Genomic DNA, 22,667 nt, shown 5'->3' with positions numbered 1-22,667 from the left:
GCTTGATTCCAGCCTCGCCTTCAAAAAACGCTGTTTTTATCTTTTCTGTGCCATTTCTCCAGTTTTTGGACGCACTCATGCCTGCGCACCCATCAGCTTGTGTCGCGCCATCCACAGATTGGAGAGCGCAAACAGCGTCTTGATCTGCAAGGTGTTCTTCATCAAGCCCCGATAGCGCACCTGCTTGAAGCCAAACTGGCACTTGATGACCCGAAACGGGTGCTCCACCTTGGCGCGTATCTTGGCCTTGATCTGCTCGACTTTGTCGATCAGCGCATCCACCAGCTTGTTCTCTGTGTCCAGTTGCTTGCGCTTGCCGGGGCGCATAGCGATGTGCCACTTGCAGCCGGTCTGGGCTTCGGGGCGGTGGTCTGCGCCTTGGTAGCCTGCGTCGCCGTATGCGTCGGTCTCTTGGCCGTGCAACAGGCTGTTGCCTTGGGTGACATCGGAGACGTTGCCCGAGGTGCCGCAAACGGTGTGCACCAGACCCGAGTCGGCATCGACGCCGATGTGGGCCTTCATGCCAAAGTGCCACTCGTTGCCCTTCTTGCTCGAATGCATCTGAGGATCACGCGCTCGGTCTTTGTTCTTGGTCGAGCTCGGCGCGGCGATGAGGGTGGCATCGACGGCGGTGCCGGCTTTGAGCAGCAGGCCGCGTTGTTCGAGCAGTTCGTTGACGGTGGCCAAGATGCGCTCGGCCAGCTTGTGCTTCTCCAGCCGGTGACGCTGACTTGGGGTTTTGCCAAAGCGAAGAATGGTGCTCTCATCGGGCAGTCGGCCAAAGGGGCTCAACTGGGCAAACTCGCGGTACAGCGGGGTGTCGAAGAAGGCTTCTTCCATGGCCGGATCCGACAGGCTGAACCACTGCTGCATGAAGTGTACGCGCAGCATGGTCTCGAGGGCAAAGGGTGGCCGGCCGTTGCGCCCGTCGCTGTAGTAGGGGGCGATGAGCTCAACCAAGGCAGCCCAAGGCACCACGGTTTCCATCTGCTGCAAAAAAACCTGTTTGCGGGTCTTGCGTGTGCACAGGCTCAGATCAAGTGGGCTTTGTTTCATGTGCTGAAGTGTGCCATTCAAGGCTTACAGCTGGCATACTGCTGGGAGTAGTTTTGCAGGGTTTCCTTAGCTGACCATTTGAGGACGCCAATAGCGAGAGCTGATTCAATCATACACCATAATGTCCAAAAAATTACATTTTGACGGAATGGCAATTCAAAACCAGTTGCACCATTAATGCCGTTGTCAACCAATCGTCGCTGAAAGAATATTCGCCTATCGTTGCCAGCCCACAAAGAGTACAGCAGTGCAGCAAATACAAGGTATATCAACTCCTCGTCCTCTTGGCCCGTTGCAACCAAAAAAAGATAAAGGCCGACACCTGTAATCTGAATGCATAGCAACGTATATGCATATTTTAGCAAGTAATTGCATATCATATGAAACTGTTCTTCTGTCAATCCTGTAGCGGGCTTAGTCATTTGCCATCCCCGCTATTTTCGCTCCGTGTATTGTCCTGTCCGCAGTTTTGGGTGCCGCAGTCGAGTATATCCGGCGCTATTGTTACGGCTTTGTTTGCCAAATATCCATATATGTTTCCCATCCATGCAAGAAATTCCTTGGATAGTGCATCTGGGTATTCTAGATTTGTTCGAGAAGTAAGTCTTTTGGCACCTTGAGCGGCCACCTCGCCAAGAACCTGATGTAACGCATTACCAGTGTTGCCTTTTAAGACACTGGCCGCAATCTCCGAAAAATTTAGGACTAAAGCTCCAGTCTGGCAATGCACCGCTGCAGGCACCACTGCGCACAGCTCTACGGCTGTCTTGGTGGCCCCGTATGCTGCATGGAAAGCACTCTGCATAGCCTGAAGCTGAGCTGGGTTGTTTTCAAAAACCGTCACCCGCCCTTGTTCGATCATGCGCATGGTGGTGGCCACGTCCCTGACTTGGCGTTCGATCAAAGCGTTGACTGCGCGCTCGCCCAGCAGAAGGCGTGTTGCCGGGTCTTGCAGTTCTTGCAGGGCCTGGGTCATGTCCTGCAAGCGTGCAGCACAAGCCTGTGGGTTGGGGCTGCACAGGTCTTGCAAACGGCGCACCGAGCGCTGCATTCCGCCCGGCCCGTCGGCCAGCAGCAGGCGGCGGATGCTGTCGCAGCCTGTGGCGCAGTTTTGCAATTGATCAAGTGCGTGGCGCAGCTCCCGCGTTTGCAGGTAGTTGTTCTGCACCGCGTTGGCCGCGGCATTGGCTGCGGTGTTGACGCTGGCTGCGCTGCCGTCGCCGGTGAGTGCGCCGGCCACGCCGCCCATGAGTTGGGCAAAGGCCAGCACTTGCGTTTGCGGCTTGATGCCCTCGGGGTCGAACCAGTGGGCAGACAGCTCGCCGACCAGCGCCCCCAGGCCGCCTGCGCTGCAAGCGGCGCTGCCGCCTTGGCCCGCTGCTGCGGCCACACAAGCGGCCAAGGCATGGGCCAGCGCAGCCCCGGCCGGGTTCAAGCTCGGCTCGATGCCGTCCACCGTCAGATCGCCGATCGTGTGGGCCACCTGCCCCGCAGTGGCACCGATGGCCGCGCTGAGCAAGGCGGTTTGCAGGCTGTCTTGCAGACTGGCGCCGGTGAGCGCGCTGTTCAGGGTCGCGCGGGTGAGGTGGTTGACGACGTTCTTGCCCAGGTTGGCCGCCAGGCCGTCGTTGACGCTGATCTGCTTGAGCGGCTTGCCATTGATGTGCAGCTGGCTGCCCAGGCTGCTCAAGGCCCCGGCGCTGACCATGCCGGCAATCAGCCCTTTGAGGCTGTCTTGGCTGCCGAGGTCTTTGAGGGTCTTGCCGATGTCGCCGCCGTGGTTGATCAGGCTCACGCTGGCTTGGCTGGCCAGCGTGCTGAAACCCGCATTCATGGCAGCCGCACTGGCGGCGCTGCCGCTGGCGGCACCGGTGACGCTGCTCGCCAGGTTCGCCCCCATGCCGCCCGTGGCCCAGGCCACGGCCAGCGACAGCAGGGCGGCACCGGCACCCGTGAGGCCTTGTTGCTCGTAGTTCCACTCGCGCTGCGCCAGCTCCAGCGCCTGCCACTGCACCGCCGGGTCGGCCTGCAACTGCGCCAGATAAGCCAGGCCGGGGTTGAGGCGCGCCAGTTGTTCGACTTGCGCCTCCAGGCTGGGGGCGGGCTGATTGGCGTGGCGGGCGTGTACCTCGCGTGGCAGCTCCACGCTCAAGCGGATGCTGGGGTCGATGTGCACCTGCCCGAGCAGCTCGCTCATCTGTGCGCGGCTGTGCGCGTAGCCCACGTCTTGCGTCTGCTGCCACAGCCCCAGCGTGGTGCGGCTGGATTGGGTGCGCTCGCTGCTGTGCTCGATGGCCGCACCCAGGTGTAGCTGGCCTGCGGCATCGGGCGCGGCGTTGGCAGCGGTGTTTTGGCTGCGCACGAAGTCGATCTCGGGTGCCTGCACGCGCGCGCCCACGAGCGCGGTGCGCTCGCCCACGCCGATGCGCACCGCCTGGTCGGAGAGCAGTTCGGTGTGCACCGCGGTGCTGCTTTGGGTGGTGCGGGTTCGGGTGCTGTGCCGGGTCTGGATGGCAGGTTCGCTGGAGCGATGCAAGACCATGATGGCGCTGACAGTCGTGAATTGACCCGTCGGGAATATACGAAATTTGCCAGCGCCGTTTATGCAGTTTTGGGTAGCCATGGCTCGGTTTCTGTCTGAATATTAATCGGGCTATTCGCCTCTCACTATGACTGCGGAAATGATGATAATATAAGCAATGAGGCAGGTGGCAGCTAGAAGGGCCCTTCCGGGCCGACTTCCTGTTGCTGATAAATCAACGCCGTGATCTAATGGTGAAAACATTTTCTTTCTGTTCAGATAGGCGTAAATGTTCCAAGATAAGTAGCCAGTTGCAATCCAGACTCCTATAAGCTCATACGCATCCATTGGTTTTAGTATTGTGGTGAGTGTGCTGGCGATTGGGAGTAGTATGAACAAGCCCTTCACTTGCTTGTCTCCTGATTGGTCAGGTCGACTTTTGCTCTTTCAACAAATGCATCCCAGCCGCCAGCCAATTCGATAAGAGCAACCGCTTGTATGGCCCTGGCTTTAGGATATAGCAAAACATTTTCAAAGAACCATTGTCCTCCCCTTTGGGCCAAAATCTTAAATGATGTATCAGTCAAGGACTCGCCCAAATAAACTTGGATTGCGCTGGCAAGCAACCCAGTGCTGCCCAATACTAATCCGGCAGCGCCCAGTGGGGTCACCAATATTCCAACGGTTGATCCAGTTTGTAAGTGCCTGAGCGCTTGTTGATCCAACGCCTTGATGAATGCCTGCGATTCTGGGTCGCTTCTGTCCAGGTTTGCGCCAAGAGAGATGCACTGGGCTGTGCTGCATGGGAAATATCTGGGTTGATACAGCCGTCCATCAATTACTACGCTGCGGCTGTAGCGTCCCTGGCTGTCCAGTGGCAGCTGGGTCAACCGGTCGTGAGTCGGGGCTGCGCTGCCAGTTGGCGGCACGCGCTGTGGGTTGTACCAGTTGAGGAATTGCACCACTTTACTCACGTCTTCGTGCAACTGCAGCCAGTCTTGCGCGGTCATGTGAGCGAAATTGCTCTGCGCTCTCAGATCTGGCGTGAGAAAGTAGTGGCCGTAAGTGGCGCGTGCTGCCTGCAGCAAAGCGTATTCGTTGCGGCAAGCTGCAGAGCCGGGGTTGCCGCCAGCAGAAAGACTACAGGCATTGTGCAAGTCGGCGCTGCGCTTTTGGTCCAAGGCGTCCAGACGGTCAAGTTCAGCTTTGAGTTGCGGCGAGCAAGTGCCAGTGTGCTGGCACTGCTGGCGCAACTGTGCACGACGCCGGGCTTCGGTGTGGTTGAGGTAATTGTTCAACGCCGCATTGGCCCCGGTGGTTGCGGCAGTGTTGACGCTGGCCGCGCTGCCGTCGCCCGTGGCCAGAGCTCCAGCCACTGCGGCCATCAGGCTGGCAAAGGCCACGGTGTCGGCGCTGCGGCTCAGGTCGCCCTCGGGGTTGAACCACTGCGCAGCGAGTTCGCCCACCACGGCTCCTGCGGCACCCGCGCTGCAACCAGCGTTGCCGCCTTGCCCTGCCGCCCCGGCCACACAACCGGCCAGGGCATGGGCCAAGGCATTGAGGGCTGGATTGTTGTGGGTCAGATCGCCGATCGTGTGGGCCACCTGCCCCGCAGTGGCACCGATGGCCGCGCTGAGCAAGGCGGTTTGCAGGCTGTCTTGCAGACTGGCGCCGGTGAGCGCGCTGTTCAGGGTCGCGCGGGTGAGGTGGTTGACGACGTTCTTGCCCAGGTTGGCCGCCAGGCCGTCGTTGACGCTGATCTGCTTGAGCGGCTTGCCATTGATGTGCAGCTGGCTGCCCAGGCTGCTCAAGGCCCCGGCGCTGACCATGCCGGCAATCAGCCCTTTGAGGCTGTCTTGGCTGCCGAGGTCTTTGAGGGTCTTGCCGATGTCGCCGCCGTGGTTGATCAGGCTCACGCTGGCTTGGCTGGCCAGCGTGCTGAAACCCGCATTCATGGCAGCCGCACTGGCGGCGCTGCCGCTGGCGGCACCGGTGACGCTGCTCGCCAGGTTCGCCCCCATGCCGCCCGTGGCCCAGGCCACGGCCAGCGACAGCAGGGCGGCACCGGCACCCGTGAGGCCTTGTTGCTCGTAGTTCCACTCGCGCTGCGCCAGCTCCAGCGCCTGCCACTGCACCGCCGGGTCGGCCTGCAACTGCGCCAGATAAGCCAGGCCGGGGTTGAGGCGCGCCAGTTGTTCGACTTGCGCCTCCAGGCTGGGGGCGGGCTGATTGGCGTGGCGGGCGTGTACCTCGCGTGGCAGCTCCACGCTCAAGCGGATGCTGGGGTCGATGTGCACCTGCCCGAGCAGCTCGCTCATCTGTGCGCGGCTGTGCGCGTAGCCCACGTCTTGCGTCTGCTGCCACAGCCCCAGCGTGGTGCGGCTGGATTGGGTGCGCTCGCTGCTGTGCTCGATGGCCGCACCCAGGTGTAGCTGGCCTGCGGCATCGGGCGCGGCGTTGGCAGCGGTGTTTTGGCTGCGCACGAAGTCGATCTCGGGTGCCTGCACGCGCGCGCCCACGAGCGCGGTGCGCTCGCCCACGCCGATGCGCACCGCCTGGTCGGAGAGCAGTTCGGTGTGCACCGCGGTGCTGCTTTGGGTGGTGTGGGTGGTTTCGCTCTGGCCAGTGGTGATGCCAAGGGTGCTGCGCTGGGTCTGGGTGTGGGTTTCGCGGCGCTGGCTGTCTTGGGTGGCGTAGAGCAGGGTCTGGTTGGCGCCTTCGATGTGCAGTTCGCCGCCTTGGGCTGCAAAGCGGGTGCCGATGCTGAGCACATTGTGCCCGAGCACGCTCACGCTCTGGCCCGTGAGCGCGCTGCCCTGCGCGGTGCTGGACTGGCTGCTGCTGCGCGTGGTGATGGTGGCTCTGCTCAAGAAGCCGCGGTTGGTGCTCTGCTGGGCTTCGTTCAGGCTCTGGCTGCTGTGCCCGGCCTCCAGGGTGAGGTTGCCAGCGGCGTGGACGGTGAGCGCCCCTTGGGCGTTGACCTGTGCGGCGCGGGCGTGGAGCTCGTGGCCGGCCTGCAGCGTCACGGTGCCGCCGCCGCTCACCTGGCTGCCCACTTCCTGACTGCGGCTCTGGCGATGGTGGTTGTGGGCGCTCCAGGTGAGGGCGTGGCTGTGCTCGGTGCGCGCCGTGCCCAGGCGGATGTCGCCAGCGGCTTGCAGTTGCGTGGCTCCCGTGCCGGCGTTGTGCAGCTGGGCGGCGATCAGCTCGATGTCGCCTCCAGCGCGGGCCAGCAGCGCACCGGCCGGGCCGCTCACATACAGGCCCGCGATGCGGTCCATGCCCTGGCGGCTGAAGGTGTTGGCGCCGGCTTGCGTGTTCGCGCTTTGCGTGGTGCTCTCTATGCCGATGTTGCCCCCGGCGTGCAGGGCCAGGCCGCTGTGGGCGGCCACTTGCCCGCCCTGGATGCGGATGTCGTCTCGGGCGCTGAGCATCACCGCGTCGCCTTGCAGCAGGCCGCTGTGGGCAATGTTCTGCGCGCTCAGATCCACGAGCCTGCGCCCGGCAATGGTGCCGCTGTTGTGCAGGTCGCCGCTTAAGCTGAGTTGGATGTCGCGCGCGCCGATGAGGCTGCCGGTGTTGTGTGCGCCATTTTGTGCGCCGCCGAACAGAGTGCCGTCTGCTGCCAAGTCGCCAGTCCTTGGCGCGAGGTACACGCGGGGCACCAGGGCGGTGGTGCTGCTGCCGTCGGGCAGTTGCACGGTTTGCGTCACCAGCCACACGATGTCGCTGGTCAGTTGCGCCACTTGCGCTGCGCTCAGGGCAATGCCGGGGCGCAGTTGGTGCGTATGGGCGAAGGTGGCGGCAGCGGTCATGAGCGCCTGGTATTGTGCCTCGTCCGAGCGGTGATCGGCCAGGAAGCGGCGTCCGGTGAGGGCGGCGACTTGTTCGCGGATCAGGCGCTGCTCGTAGAAGCCGTCGCCCAGGCGCTTGTGGGTGGTGGTGGGGTCAAAGGCCAGGGCTTGCAGCAGGTAGTCGGAGCTGAGCCACTGGCGGTGGTTGGCAAAGCGCGGGTCGGTCTCGATGAGGTAGCGCGCGTGGCTGTCGGGCACGAAACGGAATAGGCCGCGAGGCGACGGGCTGGTGCCACTGCCCACCGGCGCGGTGTGCGCCAGGGCCTGGGTAACGGGCAGCGTCAGGCTGCTGACTTCAGCCGGGGGCTGGTAGGGGCCGGGTGCAGAGAAGGCGCGGTAGGTGCGTCGGGTGCCGGTTCTGAACGTGCCCCCACGTTGGGTGAAAGTCCAGCTCGACTGGGCCGTGCCGCTGACGCTGACCACCCGCTCACCCAAGGCCGCGCGGTTGTCGAGCCGGTGCAGATCGCCTTGCAGGCGGCCGCCGGCGACGATGCGGCTCTTGTCGTTGAGCAATTCCTGCCCGCGCAGGCTCATGTCGCCCCCGGCCAGGATCTGGCCCGGCGCGCTGTGCGTGACCTGGGTTTGCTGCACCGTTTGGGTGACGTGGTATTGCGTCCAGTGGGTGATGTCGCGCCCGGCGAACTGCTGGTTGTAGGCGCTGATGCGCTCGTCCAGCGTCTGGTAAAGCGCTTCAGTGGCCGCCTCCCAGGCGGCGTGTTCGGTGCGGTGCTGGGCCCACGCGGCCTCATGGGCCTGCCGTGCGGCTTCATAGGCTTGCACGGCCTGGGCATGGACGGCCAGCGCCTCTGCCGTGGCGTCGGCTGGCGGGGCTGGCGGGGCCAGAGGTTCGGGCAGCCCTGGGGCGGCGGGCTCGGGCGCTGGGGCCGCCAGGCCGAAGAAGGCCCAGGCCGGGTCGGTGCGCGGGTAATCGGCGCCAGGCTGGCGGCTGCAGGTGTCGAGGTTGCCGGGGTCGGTGCAGTGCACCTCGCCCACGCCGGGAATGGGGGTCTGACCGAGCACCGGCGTGACGCCGGCCACCGGGTCGGGGTCGGTATTGAAGCGGTAGCCCCAGGCACGGCTGAAATGGAAGGTGCGCAACCACTCAACCGGTATGCGCACGCTGCTGCCGGCGGGCTGGATGAGGGTGAGCGCGCGCGGGCCGTCGGTGACGACGAGTTCGGTCTCAAAGCGTGCGTTGGTGTTGTGCAGCGCATGGGCCGACAGCGCCATGTCGCCCAGGCTTTCGATGGTGGCGCCGTGGTTGCTCAGGCGCTGCGCCTGCGCGCTGGCGTCGGTGATGGCGCGGTGCTGCGCATCGAGCGCGCCGCCTATGGCCAGGTCGCCCGCGCTGAAGAGGAGCGCATCCGCCTGGTTGCTCAGGTACTGCACGCCAATGTCCAGGCGCTCGCGCGCGGCGATGGCGGCCGCATGTGTGACGCCGTCGGCGCTTTCTTCGCGGTTGTGCACGCTGTGGGCGGCGATGGCCACGCGGTCGCCATAGAGGCGGCCGGTGCCCACGTTGCTCAGGGTGTGGGTGTGAATGCGGCTGTCTGCGCCGTCTATCAACCCTCGGTTGGTGACGCTGCCGTCGCCGTGCGGGCTGGCCTCCAGCGCGGTGACGCCCTGGCTGCGCAGCACGCCTGGTGCCTGATGGTCGATGTGCGCGGCGCGAACGGTCAGGTGTTGCGCCGCCTCGATGCGCCCAGCCGAAGTCAGCCAGCCATTGGCGTCGATGTGTACGTCGCCCACGCTGGCGGCCAGGGTGCCGTGGTGGCGCACGCCGACCCCGGCTTCGGTGCCAATGAGGCGAATGTGGCCGGCGTACATGCCGCCGAGCTCGCTCACATCCAAGGCAAAGCGCGGGGCAGCGCCTGTGGCAGCAGGGGCGTGCTGGGCTTGCACGTGGAGGCTGCCAGCCGCCACGTGGTTCACGCCCGTGACCAGGTGCAGGCGCTGGGCGTGAACGTTGGCGTTGACCTCGATGGCGCGGGCCAGAATGGCGCTGTAGTCGCTGTGCTCGGTGTTGAGCCCGGCACCGTGGATGCGAACGCTGCCTTGCTGCACCCGAAAGCTCTCCAGGTGGCCGCCGTTCATGACCGGGGTGCCGGTGGTCAGCACCACGCCGCTGGCGTTGATGAAGCCTGCACCATTGACCTGTATGCCCGCCGGGTTGGCGATGACGACTTCGGCGCGCCGCCCAGCGACTTCCACAAAACCGTTGAGGTGGCTGGGGTGGTGGCTGTTGACTTCGTTGAGGATGACGCGCGCCTCGCCTGCCGCCAGCCACGGGTTGCCCTGCACCCAACCGCCCAGTTGGGTGGGTGCGTTCGTGCGGCTGTTGTTGAGCACGGCCCCAGGGGTGCCAACATCGAACTGCTGATAGGTGTTGCGGCTAACGCCAGCGGCGCTGGGCGTCTGGATGTTGACCAGCGGCACCCCGTTGGGCGCAGCCAGCACGGTGGGGCGCTGGCTGCCGGGGGCGGAAGGGTCGGCAATGATCTGCGCTTGCACCAGCGCTGCGCTCATGCTGCTCAAGGCCAACAAGCCCGCTGCACAGTGCGAGGCCGCTGCGCGCCTTGCGCCCTGGCCGCGCGCCATGCCACTGCTTTTGCTGCCACTGCGAGCGGCCTCTGACACCACGACGATGCCGCCACGGGCGGCGTTGAAGACGAGTCGATGACGCTGCTTGTTCATGGTCGAGACCCTTCAGAACCCTTCAGAATTGGGTGTGCAGGCTGAACCCGTACACCCGGTTCGATGCCTGAAAGCCAGCCGGATGCTCGAGGGGGCGCCCAGCAAACCAGTCGATTTGGGTGCGCACGCGGCCCATTTGCCAGTGCGCGCGCAGGCCCAGCACGGCTCCTGTGAGCTCGCGGCCCACCAGCGCTTGCGCGGCCGGGCCGCTGACGCGCCCCCAATCCAGACCGGCGTAAAGGCTGTACGGGCTTGCGCCCAGGCGGGTAGAAAGTTCATTGCGCAGCAGCACCCCGCTGTCGGCTGCAAGCACCCTGTGGCCATCAAAGCCGCGCACGGTATAGCGCCCGCCAATGGCAAAGCGGTCTTGCGGCGTCAGCGGCGTCTGGTGCCATTGGCCACGCAAACGGCCCTGGTAAGCCAAGCGCAGGCCGCCGAGTTGAAACGGCTGGCTGAGCTGGGCATCCAGCAGCCACAGGCGCATCTGTGCGGTGCCTTCGCCAAACGCTTCCTCTGGCGCGGGCAGGGCGCCCCAGGCTTTGATGCCCTGGCGGTGGGTGAGTTGGGCCTCCCATTGCCCCGCACCCAGGCTGCGGCGGTGGCCCAGGCTGAGGTCTAGCCCCGAGACGGCGCGGCGTTGCACCTGAACCTCGGTGTCGTCGATGAAATTGCGCGAACGGCGGTGAAAGGCGCGCACCGCTGCGGTGGTCTTGCCCGCCTGGTCGCGCTGCACCACGCGCGCCAGGCGCACATCGTGTTGCACGCTGGTGCCGCTGTAGATATAGTTTTGTAGCGCTCCGGCAACGGTCTGGTGATGGCGGCTTTGGCTGCGGTTGAACGACCACAGGTTGTAGCCCCAAGGCACCGAGTAGTGCACCGTGTGGCCGCGATTGCCCCGCGGGCCAGGGTCCTTGCCCCCGACGGCCGTGTGCAACGTGATGTAAAACAGGTCGCTCAGCGTCCACCAGTTGTCGTAGCTCAGGGTGATCGAGCCCTGGAGCCGCCCCGTGCTCGGGCTGCCTGCGTCGTCCAGCGAAGCGTGCACCCGAAAGGGAAAGGCCTGCTGGTGGCGCAGGACCAGCTCGCTTTGCCCGGGCTCGGCGCCGGGCTCGATGGCAAAGTCGGCCTGCACCGTGGGCACGCGCTTGAGGTTCTCCAGGCCCTGTTCCAGGTCGCGCAGATTGAGCACGTCGCCGGCCCGGATGGGCAAGGTATTGAAGCGGGTGGCGCGCTCGCCGTGGCCGTCGGCAAAGCGAATCTGGCTGACGACGCCCTCGTGCACCCGCAGGTGCAACGCACCCGAGGCCAGGTTCTGCGGCGGCGCGGTGACGCGGGTGGTGATGTAGCCGCGCCCCACCAGCACTTGCTGCAGGCGCGCCAACACCACGCCCACCCCTTGAACGCCCAGGCAACTGCCGACCACGGCAGAGCGGTCGCCGGGGCGGCCAATGTGCGCATGCAGCCAAGCCCAGTCTTGTTGGTGCGGCTGCGCGGCGTCGATGTGGAGGGTGTGTATGACGAAGCAGGGGGATTCTTCGTCTGGCAAGGCCAAGGCTGCTGGCGTTGCAGCTGGGTCAGACAGGCGCACATCCAGCGTCGGCTGCAGTTGCTGCGCTTGCTGGCGCTCGCGTTCCTGTTGCTGGCGTTGCTGGCGCTGCGCCTCGGCTTCAAGCAGCGCTGCGTCTTGCGCAAAGGCAAAACCAGCCCCTAGCCAGAGCGTGATGAAGCACCCGATGGCGCTTGGCTTCAAAGGCATCCCCCCCGTCAGTTATAAGTGCGGGATTCTACGGATGCCAACAGCGGCCGTACATCCCCTGTTTGGGGGAGGCTTGGGGCATCCAGCGAGGCTGTGCCAGCATGGGCGGCGTGGTCTTTGGCGGCTGGGGCAGGGGGTTTGGGGTTGGTTTGTGTGGCAGGGCCCGTGGGTTTAAGCGCCGGCAGCGGATAATCGCTTGCCCAAGGGTCGGGCCAGCTGCCTGCGCGGCGGCCCTGACCCGTGTCCTGCCCCATTTGTTGCTGGTGCCTGCCCCATGACCCTTGCTGCCTCGCGCTCACTCACCATCGCCACCCGCGAAAGCCGCTTGGCGCTGTGGCAGGCCGAACACGTGCGCGCCTTGCTGCGCCAGCGCGGGCACGCGGTCGAGTTGCTGGGCATGACCACGCTGGGCGACCAGATTCTGGACCGTTCCCTGAGCAAGGTCGGCGGCAAGGGCCTGTTCGTCAAAGAACTGGAGCTGGCGCTGGAGCAGGGCCGTGCCGATCTGGCGGTGCATTCGCTCAAGGACGTGCCGATGGAGCTGCCGCCCGGCTTCGAGCTGGCGGCGGTGCTGCCGCGCGAAGACGCGCGCGATGCCTGGGTCTCGCCGCACTGCGCCGCGCTGGCCGATTTGCCTCGTGGCGCCGTGGTCGGGACCTCGAGCCTGCGCCGGGTGGTGCTGCTGCGCGCCCTGTTGCAGGATTTGGGTCGCGACGACGTGCGCATCGAGCCCTTGCGCGGCAACCTCGATACGCGGCTGCGCAAGCTCGACGCCGGCCAGTACCACGCCATCGTGCTGGCGGCGGCCGGCCTGGTGCGGCTGGGGCTGGAGGCGCGCATCCGCCAGCGCTTCGAGCCCGAGCAGATGCTGCCCGCCGCCGGGCAGGGTGCGCTGGGCATCGAGGTGCTGCGCAGCCGCCCCGAGCTGCTGCAGGCGCTGCAGCCGCTGGCCCATGCGCCCACTTGGGCGGTGGCGACGGCCGAGCGCGCCGTCTCGCGCACCTTGGGCGGCAGCTGCTCGATGCCGCTGGCGGCCTACGCCACCTGGGTGCAAGCGCCCGCGCAGGAGCGCCTGCCAGCCGGTGGCACGCTGCAGTTGCAGGCCGCTTGGGGCGAACCCGAAGGCGCTGCGGCTGGCCAGCCGCTGCTGCGCGCCAGCGCCAGCGCTTGGGTCGATGGCCTGGAGGCGGCCGACGCGCTGGGCGTGCAGGTGGCGCAGCAGCTGCTGCGCGCCGGGGCGCGGGCGGTGGGGACGGCCGCTCAGGCCCACGCCAGCGGCGCTTGAGCGCCCTCCCGGAAGCCGCAATCGACACCCTGCCCGCCACCACAAACACCGCAAAACCACGCCCCGCCAGCCCCAGCGCCCTACATGATGCCTTCCGACCGCCCCGCGACCCGCCCTGCGAGCAACCTTCCCTGCCGCCGCACCCTGCTCGTGACCCGGCCGGCGCACGAGGCCGCGGCTTGGGTACAGGCCGTGCAAGCCGCCGGTTGGCCGGCCGAGGCGCTGGCGCTGATTGACATCACCCCGGCACTCGACCCGCTGGCACGGCACCAGGCGCACCTGCAGGCGGCGGCTTGCGATGCCCTGATGTTCGTCAGCGCCCAGGCGGTGCGGCACTTTTGCAGCCCCGATGGGCCGCCCATCACCGCGCGCTGCTGGGCGCCGGGCCCGGGCACGGCGGCCGCGTTGCAGGCGGTCGGGATCGCACCCGAGCAGATCGACCAGCCGCCGGCCGATGCGGCGCAGTTCGACTCCGAAGCCCTGTGGGCTGTGGTGCAACCCCAATTGCACCCCGGCCACCGGTTGCTGGTGGTGCGCGGCCAGTCGGCCGATGGCCGTTTGGGCCGCGACTGGTTGGAGCAGCAATGCCGGGCGCACGGCGGGCAGGTGCACAGCTGCGTGGCCTACAGCCGCCGTGCGCCGCAGTGGGATGAGGACACCGCCGAGCGGGTGCGCGCATGGGTGCGCAACGGGGCCGTGTGGTGGTTCAGCAGCTCCGAGGCGATACAGCATCTGCAGCAACTGCTGCCCGATGGTTCCTGGGCGCAATCGGTGGCACTGGTGTCGCATCCGCGCATCGCGGCGTCAGCCAAACAACTGGGTTTTGGCGAAATAATGGCTCACCGCCCCACAATCGACGATTTGTTGCGTGCCTTGTCCGAATTGCCCGCCCCATGACCGAACCCTCAGCCCCCGATAGGCCTGCGGCCCCCGCGCCGTCAGCAACCGCTTTGCGCACCGAGCGCGCGGGCGGGCTCTCGTCCGCGCCGTGGCTGCTCGGTTTGGCTTTGGTGTTGGCGCTGGCGGCTTTGGCCTGGACTTACACGCTGGTGCAGCGGGTGGAGCGCAGCGAACAGGAAATGGCGCGCCGCGCCGCCAACAGCCTGGCCGAGGCGGTGGCTGCGCGCGAGCTGGCCGCTGCCGCCGAGGCCCAGTCCAAAGACCTGGCAGCGCGCCTGGGGTTGGCCGAGTTGCGTTTGGCCGAAGTGGCGCTGCAGCGCAGCCAGCTCGAAGAGCTCATGCTCGCCGTGGCGCGCACGCGCGACGACACGCTGGTGCACGACCTCGAGTCCAGCGTGCGCTTTGCCCAGCAGCAAAGCCAGCTGTCGGGCAGCGTGCAGCCCCTGATTTCGGCCTTGCGCGGGGCCGAGCAGCGCATCGCCCGCGCGGCGCAACCGCGCCTCAACCCGGTGCAGCGCGCCATTGCCGCCGACATCGAGCGCCTGCAAGCCTCGCAGTGGGTCGATGCCCCCGCGCTGGCGCAACGGCTCGACGCGCTGGCGCGGCGCGTCGATCAGTGGCCGCTGCTCAATCAGCCCTTGCCGGCTGCAGCGCTTCTCCCAAGCCCTGTTGCGGCGCTGGCTGCTGCCGCAGATCAGGCCCCTGATGCGGCTGCGGCTGCGGCGACCCAAGCGGCGGACCCAGCGGCCCCCGCCACGGCCCCCGCTGCTGCTCCAGCTGCGGCTCCAGCTGCGGCCCCGGTGGCCGCTGATCCGGCCCCAGCGGCCGCCGCAGAAGCCTCGATCTGGGCCCGCGCCTGGGGCTGGGTCGGGCAGACGGGCAGCGGCGCGGGCGCTTGGCTGTGGCAACAGCTGCGTCAAAGTGGCGCCGACCTGATCCGCATCAGCCGCATCGATGAGCCCGAGGCGGCCCTGTTGGCGCCCGAGCAGGCTTATTTTTTGCGTGAAAACATCCGCCTCAAACTGCTCAGCGCGCGCTTGGGCGTGTTGACGCGCCAGTTCGACGCCGCCCGGGCCGACGTGCAAGCGGTGCAGGCGCTGGTGCAGCGCTACTTCGACCCCGCCGCCCCCGAAACCCGGCGCGCGCTCGAACAGCTGGCGCAACTGCAAGCCGATATGCAGCAGCCTGATCTGCCCCGGCCCGACGCCACGCTGGCGGCGCTGCAGATCGCCGCGGGCGGCCGCTGACCACGGGGGCCTGGCACCGACATGAAAAACGTGATCTGGTTTTTGCTGCTGGCCGCCGCGGCGGTGGTGGCGGCCTTGTTGCTGGGGGACAACCAGGCGATCGTGAGCGTGTACTGGCCGCCGTGGCGCATCGATGTGTCGCTCAACCTGGTGCTGGTCGGTTTGCTGCTGGCTTTCGTGCTGCTGCATCTGGCGCTGCGTGGCATTGCCCTGCTGCGCGCTTTGCCGCAGCGGGCCCAGCGCTGGCGCCAGCGCCAGCAAGAAAAGGCGGTCTATGTCGGGCTGCTCGAGGCCCTGGTGCAGCACTGGGCGGGGCGGTTTGTGCGCGCCCAGACCAGCGCCGAGCAGGCGCTGCAGGTGCTCGAGCGCCTGCCCGAAGGCACGTTCGCGCACCAGGGCCGCTGGCTGCTGCTGGCGCGCCTGCTGCTGGCCGAGAGCGCGCACAGCCTGGGCAACACCGGGCGGCGCGACGCCACCATCGAAGCGGCGCTGGCCGGCGCTGGACCCGACGCCGCGGCGGCGCGCGAGGCGGCCCTGCTGCGCGCCAGCGCCTGGGCGATCGAAGCCCGCGACGCGGTGCAAGCGCGCCACTGGTGGCAGCAATTGCCGCAAGGCGCGGCGCGGCGCATCCAGGCGCTGCGGCTGCGCCTCAAGCTGGCGCAACTCGAGCGCGACAGCCTGGGCGCGATCGAGATGGTGCGCCAGCTCAAAAAGCACAAGGCTTTTTCCGACGCCATCGCCACCCGCTTGCTGCATACGCTGGTGGGCGAGGCCTTGCAGCAGACCCACGATGCCGAGCAGTTGCTGCGCGTCTGGAAAGGGCTGGACGCCCGGGAGCGCGCCGACGCCGGGCTGGCGCTGGAATTTTTGCACCAGGGGCTGCGCGTCTGGTCCCAGGGGGCTGAAGGAAGCGATGGGGTCGCTGGCGTTGCTGCTGCCATGCCCCTGCCCGAGGCCAGACGCTGGCGCGACGAGGCCCTGCAAACCCTGCTGGCGGCCTACCCGCAACTCGAGGGCGTGGCGCAGCGGCGCAGCATCCGGGTGCTGCAAGACTGGCTGCCGGCGCTCAATGCGCGCTGGCTGGCGCAACTGGATGCGGCGCAGGCCGCCCGCCCGGCCGATGCCGGGTTGCAGTACCTCTGCGGCCTGGCCTTGTTGCAGCGCCAGCTCTGGGGCAAGGCGGGCCAGATGCTGCAGCAGGCCAGCCGCAGCCTGCAAGATGCCGGTTTGCGCCGCCGTGCTTGGCGCGCACTGGCGCAACTGGCCGAGCAGCGCGGCGACGAGGCCGCAGCGCAACAGGCCTGGAAGCAAGCCGCCGCGTGCGCAGAAACGGGGCCTTGAAAGACGCGCCCGCCGGCGGCCGCCTCAATCGGGGTTGCGCATTTTGCGCAAGCGCTGCCGGCGCGCCAGGCGCACCCGCAGCGTCCAGATGGCGCTGACCCCAAAATACACCGCCATACCGAGGGTCACGGCCAGGATCGACAGCCCCAGAATCAGCGGTCTGCCGACTTCGCCCAGCCTGCGCCAGCCTTGCTGGATCTGCTGCGTCAGGGTCAGTTCGCCGGCCTGCACGTGGTCCTGGGCTTTGCGCTCGACGATGCGGGCCAACTCCTCTTCGCTGGCGGCGCTTTCCCGCAGGATCACGCGGCCCAGTTCGTAGGCGGCGTAGTACACCGGCGCAAAGGTGACGGGGTTGGTCACCAGCGTGCTGGCCGCAGCCGCAGGCAGGTGGGCGCGCAGCAGCACCGAGGCCACCGCCGAGGCCGGAATTTGCGCCACCGGGATCAACAGCCCAAAAAAAACCCCGATCGCCATGCCCAGCGCCACACCCTTGCGACTCAGGTGCCAGAGCCGTGGGTGCCCCAACCAGGGCTTCAGCCAGCGCAGCCAGCGGTTTTGCTGCAGGCGTTCGCGCTCGGGCATGAGCTTTTTGAGGCGGTCGAGCATGTGCGGGCAGGGATAAGGCGCTGGCGTGCGATCACTGCGCTGATTGTCGTCGAAGGGCTCGCGGCGCACACGGCGCGCAACCGAAAAATCGGCTCCGCAGAGCGCCGCTGTGGCACTGGCGCCGGCCAAAGCCGGCTATGCTCGCCCCCATGCAACTGCAGGCAATTTTGTATAGCCAGGGTTTTGGCACGCGGCGCGTGTGCAGCGGCCTGATCGAGCAAGGTTGGGTGGCACTGGGCGAGCCCGCCCAGATCTGCCGCGACCCGTGGCGGGAATGCGAGCCCGAGGGGCTGGTGTTTTGGGTGCAAGGCCAGCGCTGGACGCACCAGCGTCTGGCCTACCTGATGTTGCACAAGCCCGCCGGCTACGAATGCTCGCAGAATCCGGGCGCGTGGCCCAGCGTGTATGGCCTGCTGCCCAGCCCCTTGCGCCAGCGTCCGGGCGGCGCGGCCAGCGGCGTGCAGGCGGTGGGCCGGCTCGATCAGGACACCACCGGCCTGCTGTTGCTCAGCGACGACGGTGCCTTCATCCACCGCATGGCCTCCCCGCGCCACCACGTGCCCAAGGTCTATGAGGTGCGCTGCAAGCACCCGCTGCAAGCGGTCCAGATCGAGCGCCTGCTGCAAGGCGTGGTGCTCGACGACGACCCAAAGCCGGTGCGGGCCGCGGCCTGTGAGGCGGTGGACGCGCAGCACCTGCGCCTGACGCTTACCGAGGGCAAGTACCACCAGGTCAAGCGCATGCTGGCGGCCGTGGGCAACCGGGTCGAGGCCCTGCACCGCAGCCGCATCGGCCCCGTGAGCCTACCCGAGGACCTCAAACCCGGCGCATGGCGCTGGTTGACGCCGGAGCAGGTGGCCGGCCTCACGGCCAAGGCCTGAGCCAACGCCTCCGCGCCGCAGGGAGGGCGTCTGGCCGGGTGCGCGTGGTCTTCGGCTTTTCCATGCGGGCATGTGCATCGACGCCAAAGCCGCCACCTTGGGGTATTCTCTGGGGATGCGCACACTGGTCAGTTCATTCTTGCGATCGGCGGCCTATTGCCTGCACCCGCGTGTCATCGCCTGGTCTCTCATCCCGCTGCTGCTGATGGTGCTGGCGGCCTTTGCGCTGGCTTATTTTTTTTGGGACGCGGCCGTGGCTGCGGTGCAGCTCTGGCTCGAGCAGTGGGCGCTGGTGGTGTTTGCCCTGCAATGGCTGGAGTCGGTCGGGCTGGGTTTTCTGCAGGCGGTGCTGGCGCCGCTGATCGTGCTGTTGCTGGCTTCGCCGCTGATCGTGCTCGTCACCTTGCTGCTGGTGGCGGTGGTGCTCACGCCGGTGGCGGTCGAGCTGGTGGCGCGGCGTCGCTTTGCCCACCTGGAGCGGCGCCGGGGCGGATCGTGGCTGGGCAGCTTGGGCTGGTCGCTGGGGCACAGCGTGCTGGCGCTGCTGGCGCTGCTGGTCTCGCTGCCGCTGTGGCTGATTCCGCCGCTGGGGCTGGTGCTGCCGCCCCTGATCCTGGGCTGGCTGAGCTACCGCGTGCTGGCCTTCGACGCGCTGGCCGAACACGCCAGCCGCGCCGAACGCCACGAGCTGCTGCGCCGCCACCGCACCGTGCTGCTGCTCATGGGTGTGTTCTGCGGCCTGCTGAGCGCAATACCCAGTCTGCTGTGGGCTTCGGGCGCCATGTTCATCGCCATGGCGCCGCTGTTGGTGCCGCTGGCGGTGTGGGTGTACACGTGGGTGTTTGCGCTGGCCGCGCTGTGGTTCGTGCACTTCCTGTTGGAGTCGCTGCAGGCGCTGCGCGCCGAAGCCGCCGCCGACATCGAAGCCGCTGCCGCCCTGCCGCCCGAGCCGCAGCGGATCCACGCCGCCACGGTCGAGCCCGAGCCGGAGGCCGCCCGCCCAGGCCCCGGATTGGTGCGTTGAGGGCTGCGGGAGCGCGTGCGCCCCATGGCGGTGCGCATACGCACCAAAAAAGTGCGCTAAAGCGGCGCGCGCGCACGATCGCTGGCCCGCCGCCAAGCGCGGCGCGGGTCGCCGGGCAGTCACCAAGTTGGCACGGTTGCTGCTATAAACTGTGCACAGATTTTGCCCCCCTTTTTCAACGCAACCGGAGTATCCCAAATGAGCAAAAGCGTCGCCGACGTGATGAGCATGGTGCTGACCAACGAAGTCAAGTTCGTTGACTTGCGCTTCACCGACACCCGTGGCAAAGAGCAGCACGTGACCGTGCCGATTTCGCACTTCGACGAAGACAAGTTCAGCTCTGGCCACGCCTTCGACGGCTCGTCGATCGCCGGCTGGAAAGGCATCGAGGCTTCGGACATGCTCTTGATGCCGGACCCGAACACGGCCCAGATCGACCCGTTTTTTGAAGAAACCACGGTCTTTATCCAGTGCGACGTGGTCGAACCCAGCGATGGCAAGGCCTACGACCGCGACCCGCGCTCGATCGCCCGCCGCGCCGAAGCCTACCTCAAGGCCTCGGGCCTGGGCGACACCGCCTACTTCGGCCCCGAGCCCGAGTTTTTCCTGTTCGACAACGTGCGCTGGAGCACCGAGCCCGGCCGCAGCTTCTACGAAATCGAGGAATACGAAGCGCCCTGGAACACCGGCAGCAAGCTCGAAGGCGGCAACCGCGGCCACCGCCCGCGCACCAAGGGCGGCTACTTTCCGGTGCCTCCGGTGGACAGCACGCACGACATGCGCGCCGAGATGGTGCTCATCCTGGAGGCTATGGGCATTCCGGTCGAGGTCTTTCACCACGAAGTGGCGGGCGCCGGTCAGTGCGAGATCGGCACCAAGTTCAGCACCCTGGTCGAGCGCGCCGACTGGACGCAAAACCTGAAATACGTGGTCTGGAACGTGGCCAACAGCTACGGCAAGACGGCCACCTTCATGCCCAAGCCCTACCACGGCGACAACGGCAGCGGCATGCACGTGCACCAGTCGGTCTGGAAAGACGGCAAGAACCTGTTTGCCGGCGACGGCTACGCCGGCCTGAGCGACTTTGCGCTCTACTACATCGGCGGCATCATCAAGCACGCGCGCGCGCTCAACGCCATCACCAACCCCGGCACCAACAGCTACAAGCGCCTGGTGCCGCACTTCGAGGCCCCGGTCAAGCTCGCCTACTCGGCCAAGAACCGCTCGGCCTCGATCCGCATCCCCTACGTCGCCAACCCCAAGGGGCGCCGCGTCGAAGCGCGCTTCCCCGATCCGCTGATGAACCCCTACCTGGGCTTTGCCGCGCTGCTGATGGCCGGCCTCGACGGTGTGGAGAACAAGATCCACCCCGGCGAAGCCGCGACCAAAGACCTGTATCACCTGCCGCCCGAAGAGGACAAGCTGGTGCCCACGGTCTGCCACAGCCTGGATCAGGCGCTCGGCTACCTCGACCAGGACCGCGCCTTCCTGACCAAAGGCGGCGTGTTCAGCGACGCCATGCTCGATGCCTACATCGAGCTCAAGATGGGCGAAGTCACGCGCGCCCGGGTCGAAGTCACGCCGACTGAGTTCGATCTGTACTTCAGCAACTGAAAACAGGGGGCGCGCCGCCTGCTGCTATCATGGCCGGATGATGAGCAAGGCCTTGAAACCAGTGGGCGCGCGCGCGCGGTGGCGGCTGGCTGCAGGGGCGGCGGCGGTGGCCGCTGCCACCGCGCTGGTGGCGCCCCCCGCGCTGGCGCAGGGGCAGATCTGGCGCTGCGGCAACGAGTACACCAACCAGCCCGGCGAGCGCCCCGAGGCGCGCGGCTGCCGCTTGCTGCAGGGCGGAAACTTGAGCGTCGTCGAGGGGCGCCGGCCGGCGGGCAATCAAGCGGCGGCGGATGCAAGCCCCGCTGCCGCCAGCGCCGGCGCGCGCGCTGCCCCCAGCGCCGAGTCGCGCCCCCCGAGTCAGCGCGTGGACCGCACCGAGCAGCAGGCCCGCGACCGCGATGCGCGCCTGATCCTGGAAACCGAACTGCGCCGCGCACAAGAACGGGTGCGCGAACTGCAGGCCGAATTCAACCAGGGCCGACCGCTGCCGTTGCCCAGCGAACGCGGCGACGAGGCCCGGCTGGCGCAGCGCACCGAGGAACTGCGGCGCCGGCTCGAGCGCGCCCAAGGCGACGTGACGGCGATCGAGCGCGAAATCGGCCGCCTGCCACCGGCGCAGCCGACGGCTGGGGCCCTGGGCGGCGCCGGTGCGGCGGGCGCATCGGCCAGCGTGGTTGGTGCGGGAACTGCGACCAGGGCGGTGGCGGGCCCAGCGGCGGGGCAGTTCATCCCTTTGCCCGCAGCGCCGCCCTCGGCGTCCGGCCCGGCCCGTTAGGCCCAGCGCATGAAGGCCACGCGGCCACGTTCGGCGCCCGCTGTGGCCAGCGGGCCCCAGTACCAGGCACTCGATCGGCTCGCCACCCTGGTGGCGGTGGTCGATGCCGGCGGCGCCATCCGCTACGCCAACAACGCGCTCGAAGACGCGGTCGGCCTGTCGCGGCGCACGCTCGCCGGCTTGCCCTTGGCCGACTGGTTTACCGAGCCCAACCTGCTGCAAAACGCTGTATCTGGCGTCAACAGCCACGAATACGCCGTCATACGCTACGACGCGTGGCTGCTGCGGCTGAACAACGAGCCGCTGCCGGTGCACGTGGTGCTGGCCAGAACCGAGCACGGGGGCGAGCTGGTGGTGGAGCTTTTGCCGCTCGAGCAGCAAACGCGCCTGGAGCGCGAACAGCGCCTGCTGGAGCAGGCGCACGCCAACAAAGAGCTGATCCGCAACCTCGCGCACGAGATCAAAAACCCACTGGGCGGCATCCGCGGCGCGGCGCAGTTGCTGCAGCTCGAACCCGATGCGCGCGAATTGGCCGAATACGCCCAAGTCATCATCCACGAAGCCGACCGCTTGCAGGCCTTGGTCGATCGGCTGCTGGCACCGCACCGGCGTGCCCGGGTGGTGGACGACGTCAACATCCACGAGGTCTGCGAGCGCGTGCGCGCGCTGGTGCTGGCCGAGTTTCCGCGCGGCTTGCGCGTGCAGCGCGACTACGACCCCTCGATCCCCGAGTTTCGCGGCGACCGCGAACAGCTCATCCAGGCCGTGCTCAACCTGGCACAAAACGCCGCCCAGGCGTTGCGCGCACGCATCGCAGCCGGCGACGCCGAGATCGTGCTGCGCAGCCGGGTGTTGCGCCAGGTCACCTTTGGGCGCCAGCGCTACCGCCTGGCATTGGAATTGCATGTGATCGACAACGGGCCCGGCGTGCCCGAAGCGATCAAGGACCGCATCTTCTACCCCCTGGTGTCGGGGCGCGAAGGCGGTTGCGGCCTGGGGCTGACGTTGGCGCAGACCATCGTGCAGCAACACCACGGTTTGATCGAGTGCGACAGCGCGCCGGGCCGAACCGATTTCAAGCTGCTCATACCCCTGCCTTGAGCGCCTGCCGAC

Annotated in this window: 15 protein-coding genes; 9 read left to right on the top strand and 6 right to left on the bottom strand. The window is 67.1% G+C overall.

Translation table 11 applies throughout. The features are described from left to right. Positions 1 to 75 precede the first annotated feature (75 nt). The 5 genes from AAAZ40_RS11870 to AAAZ40_RS11850 form a co-directional block, all read right to left on the bottom strand. Positions 76 to 1,056 (bottom strand): IS5 family transposase, encoded by a 981-nt coding sequence (locus tag AAAZ40_RS11870; protein WP_476660549.1) that lies wholly within the window; start codon positions 1,054 to 1,056, stop codon positions 76 to 78. A gap of 17 nt (positions 1,057 to 1,073) precedes the next feature. Beyond that, entirely contained in the window at positions 1,074 to 1,478 is a 405-nt protein-coding gene (locus AAAZ40_RS11865; protein WP_476660548.1) for a hypothetical protein, read from the bottom strand. Then, positions 1,475 to 3,598: a DUF637 domain-containing protein gene (locus tag AAAZ40_RS11860; RefSeq protein ID WP_476660547.1), complete on the bottom strand. Its 2,124-nt coding sequence runs from the start codon at positions 3,596 to 3,598 to the stop codon at positions 1,475 to 1,477. Before AAAZ40_RS11860 ends, AAAZ40_RS11865 begins: the two co-directional genes overlap by 4 nt. Before the next feature lie 383 nt (positions 3,599 to 3,981). Next, on the bottom strand, positions 3,982 to 10,125 hold the full coding sequence (locus tag AAAZ40_RS11855; RefSeq protein WP_476660546.1) for a two-partner secretion domain-containing protein: 6,144 nt from the start codon (positions 10,123 to 10,125) through the stop codon (positions 3,982 to 3,984). Between the two features lie 22 nt (positions 10,126 to 10,147). Further along, positions 10,148 to 11,881, bottom strand: coding sequence for a ShlB/FhaC/HecB family hemolysin secretion/activation protein (locus AAAZ40_RS11850; RefSeq protein WP_476660545.1), 1,734 nt, complete (start codon positions 11,879 to 11,881; stop codon positions 10,148 to 10,150). Positions 11,882 to 12,155: 274 nt separating this feature from the next. Here AAAZ40_RS11850 and hemC point away from each other — a divergent pair, with 274 nt between their 5' ends. From hemC to AAAZ40_RS11830, 4 genes are all read left to right on the top strand, one after another. Continuing rightward, positions 12,156 to 13,166 (top strand): hydroxymethylbilane synthase, encoded by a 1,011-nt coding sequence (hemC, locus tag AAAZ40_RS11845; protein WP_476660544.1) that lies wholly within the window; start codon positions 12,156 to 12,158, stop codon positions 13,164 to 13,166. An 84-nt stretch (positions 13,167 to 13,250) separates the two neighbouring features. After that, positions 13,251 to 14,063, top strand: coding sequence for a uroporphyrinogen-III synthase (locus AAAZ40_RS11840; protein WP_476660543.1), 813 nt, complete (start codon positions 13,251 to 13,253; stop codon positions 14,061 to 14,063). After that, complete coding sequence (locus AAAZ40_RS11835; protein WP_476660542.1) at positions 14,060 to 15,313, top strand: uroporphyrinogen-III C-methyltransferase; 1,254 nt, start codon at positions 14,060 to 14,062, stop codon at positions 15,311 to 15,313. The genes AAAZ40_RS11840 and AAAZ40_RS11835 overlap by 4 nt, the downstream gene beginning before the upstream one ends. 21 nt (positions 15,314 to 15,334) lie before the next feature. Beyond that, positions 15,335 to 16,654, top strand: a complete 1,320-nt coding sequence (locus AAAZ40_RS11830) for a heme biosynthesis HemY N-terminal domain-containing protein (protein WP_476660541.1) — start codon at positions 15,335 to 15,337, stop codon at positions 16,652 to 16,654. 24 nt (positions 16,655 to 16,678) lie between these two features. Here AAAZ40_RS11830 and AAAZ40_RS11825 read toward each other — a convergent pair whose 3' ends face one another. After that, positions 16,679 to 17,260, bottom strand: a complete 582-nt coding sequence (locus AAAZ40_RS11825; protein WP_476660540.1) for a DUF2062 domain-containing protein — start codon at positions 17,258 to 17,260, stop codon at positions 16,679 to 16,681. Positions 17,261 to 17,409: 149 nt separating this feature from the next. On the opposite strand from AAAZ40_RS11825, the gene AAAZ40_RS11820 reads away from it, so the two are divergent. The 5 genes from AAAZ40_RS11820 to glnL all read left to right on the top strand — a co-directional run bounded on the left by AAAZ40_RS11820 (position 17,410) and on the right by glnL (position 22,655). After that, a complete protein-coding gene (locus tag AAAZ40_RS11820; RefSeq protein WP_476660539.1) occupies positions 17,410 to 18,141 on the top strand; it encodes a pseudouridine synthase in 732 nt (243 codons plus the stop codon). A 115-nt stretch (positions 18,142 to 18,256) separates the two neighbouring features. Next, entirely contained in the window at positions 18,257 to 19,165 is a 909-nt protein-coding gene (locus tag AAAZ40_RS11815; RefSeq protein ID WP_476660538.1) for an EI24 domain-containing protein, read from the top strand. A 198-nt stretch (positions 19,166 to 19,363) separates the two neighbouring features. Beyond that, positions 19,364 to 20,779: a type I glutamate--ammonia ligase gene (glnA, locus tag AAAZ40_RS11810; protein ID WP_476660537.1), complete on the top strand. Its 1,416-nt coding sequence runs from the start codon at positions 19,364 to 19,366 to the stop codon at positions 20,777 to 20,779. Between the two features lie 52 nt (positions 20,780 to 20,831). Then, the gene (locus AAAZ40_RS11805; RefSeq protein ID WP_476660536.1) at positions 20,832 to 21,554 is read left to right on the top strand and encodes a hypothetical protein; all 723 of its coding nucleotides are present in this window, start codon (positions 20,832 to 20,834) and stop codon (positions 21,552 to 21,554) included. Positions 21,555 to 21,563: 9 nt separating this feature from the next. Continuing rightward, the gene (gene glnL, locus AAAZ40_RS11800) at positions 21,564 to 22,655 is read left to right on the top strand and encodes a nitrogen regulation protein NR(II) (RefSeq protein WP_476660535.1); all 1,092 of its coding nucleotides are present in this window, start codon (positions 21,564 to 21,566) and stop codon (positions 22,653 to 22,655) included. Positions 22,656 to 22,667: the final 12 nt, after the last annotated feature.

The sequence above is a fragment of the Serpentinimonas sp. SMBJO2 genome (assembly GCF_056341105.1).
Note: the sequence above shows the minus strand (reverse complement) of the source record. Positions and strands in the feature narration are given on the sequence as shown.

Coding starts and splice junctions, on each gene's coding strand:
- AAAZ40_RS11870 (WP_476660549.1), bottom strand. CDS start 1,056: ATGAAACAAAGCCCACTTGATCTGAGCCTGTGCACACGCAAGACCCGC.
- AAAZ40_RS11865 (WP_476660548.1), bottom strand. CDS start 1,478: ATGACTAAGCCCGCTACAGGATTGACAGAAGAACAGTTTCATATGATA.
- AAAZ40_RS11860 (WP_476660547.1), bottom strand. CDS start 3,598: ATGGTCTTGCATCGCTCCAGCGAACCTGCCATCCAGACCCGGCACAGC.
- AAAZ40_RS11855 (WP_476660546.1), bottom strand. CDS start 10,125: ATGAACAAGCAGCGTCATCGACTCGTCTTCAACGCCGCCCGTGGCGGC.
- AAAZ40_RS11850 (WP_476660545.1), bottom strand. CDS start 11,881: ATGCCTTTGAAGCCAAGCGCCATCGGGTGCTTCATCACGCTCTGGCTA.
- hemC (WP_476660544.1), top strand. CDS start 12,156: ATGACCCTTGCTGCCTCGCGCTCACTCACCATCGCCACCCGCGAAAGC.
- AAAZ40_RS11840 (WP_476660543.1), top strand. CDS start 13,251: ATGATGCCTTCCGACCGCCCCGCGACCCGCCCTGCGAGCAACCTTCCC.
- AAAZ40_RS11835 (WP_476660542.1), top strand. CDS start 14,060: ATGACCGAACCCTCAGCCCCCGATAGGCCTGCGGCCCCCGCGCCGTCA.
- AAAZ40_RS11830 (WP_476660541.1), top strand. CDS start 15,335: ATGAAAAACGTGATCTGGTTTTTGCTGCTGGCCGCCGCGGCGGTGGTG.
- AAAZ40_RS11825 (WP_476660540.1), bottom strand. CDS start 17,260: ATGCTCGACCGCCTCAAAAAGCTCATGCCCGAGCGCGAACGCCTGCAG.
- AAAZ40_RS11820 (WP_476660539.1), top strand. CDS start 17,410: ATGCAACTGCAGGCAATTTTGTATAGCCAGGGTTTTGGCACGCGGCGC.
- AAAZ40_RS11815 (WP_476660538.1), top strand. CDS start 18,257: ATGCGCACACTGGTCAGTTCATTCTTGCGATCGGCGGCCTATTGCCTG.
- glnA (WP_476660537.1), top strand. CDS start 19,364: ATGAGCAAAAGCGTCGCCGACGTGATGAGCATGGTGCTGACCAACGAA.
- glnL (WP_476660535.1), top strand. CDS start 21,564: ATGAAGGCCACGCGGCCACGTTCGGCGCCCGCTGTGGCCAGCGGGCCC.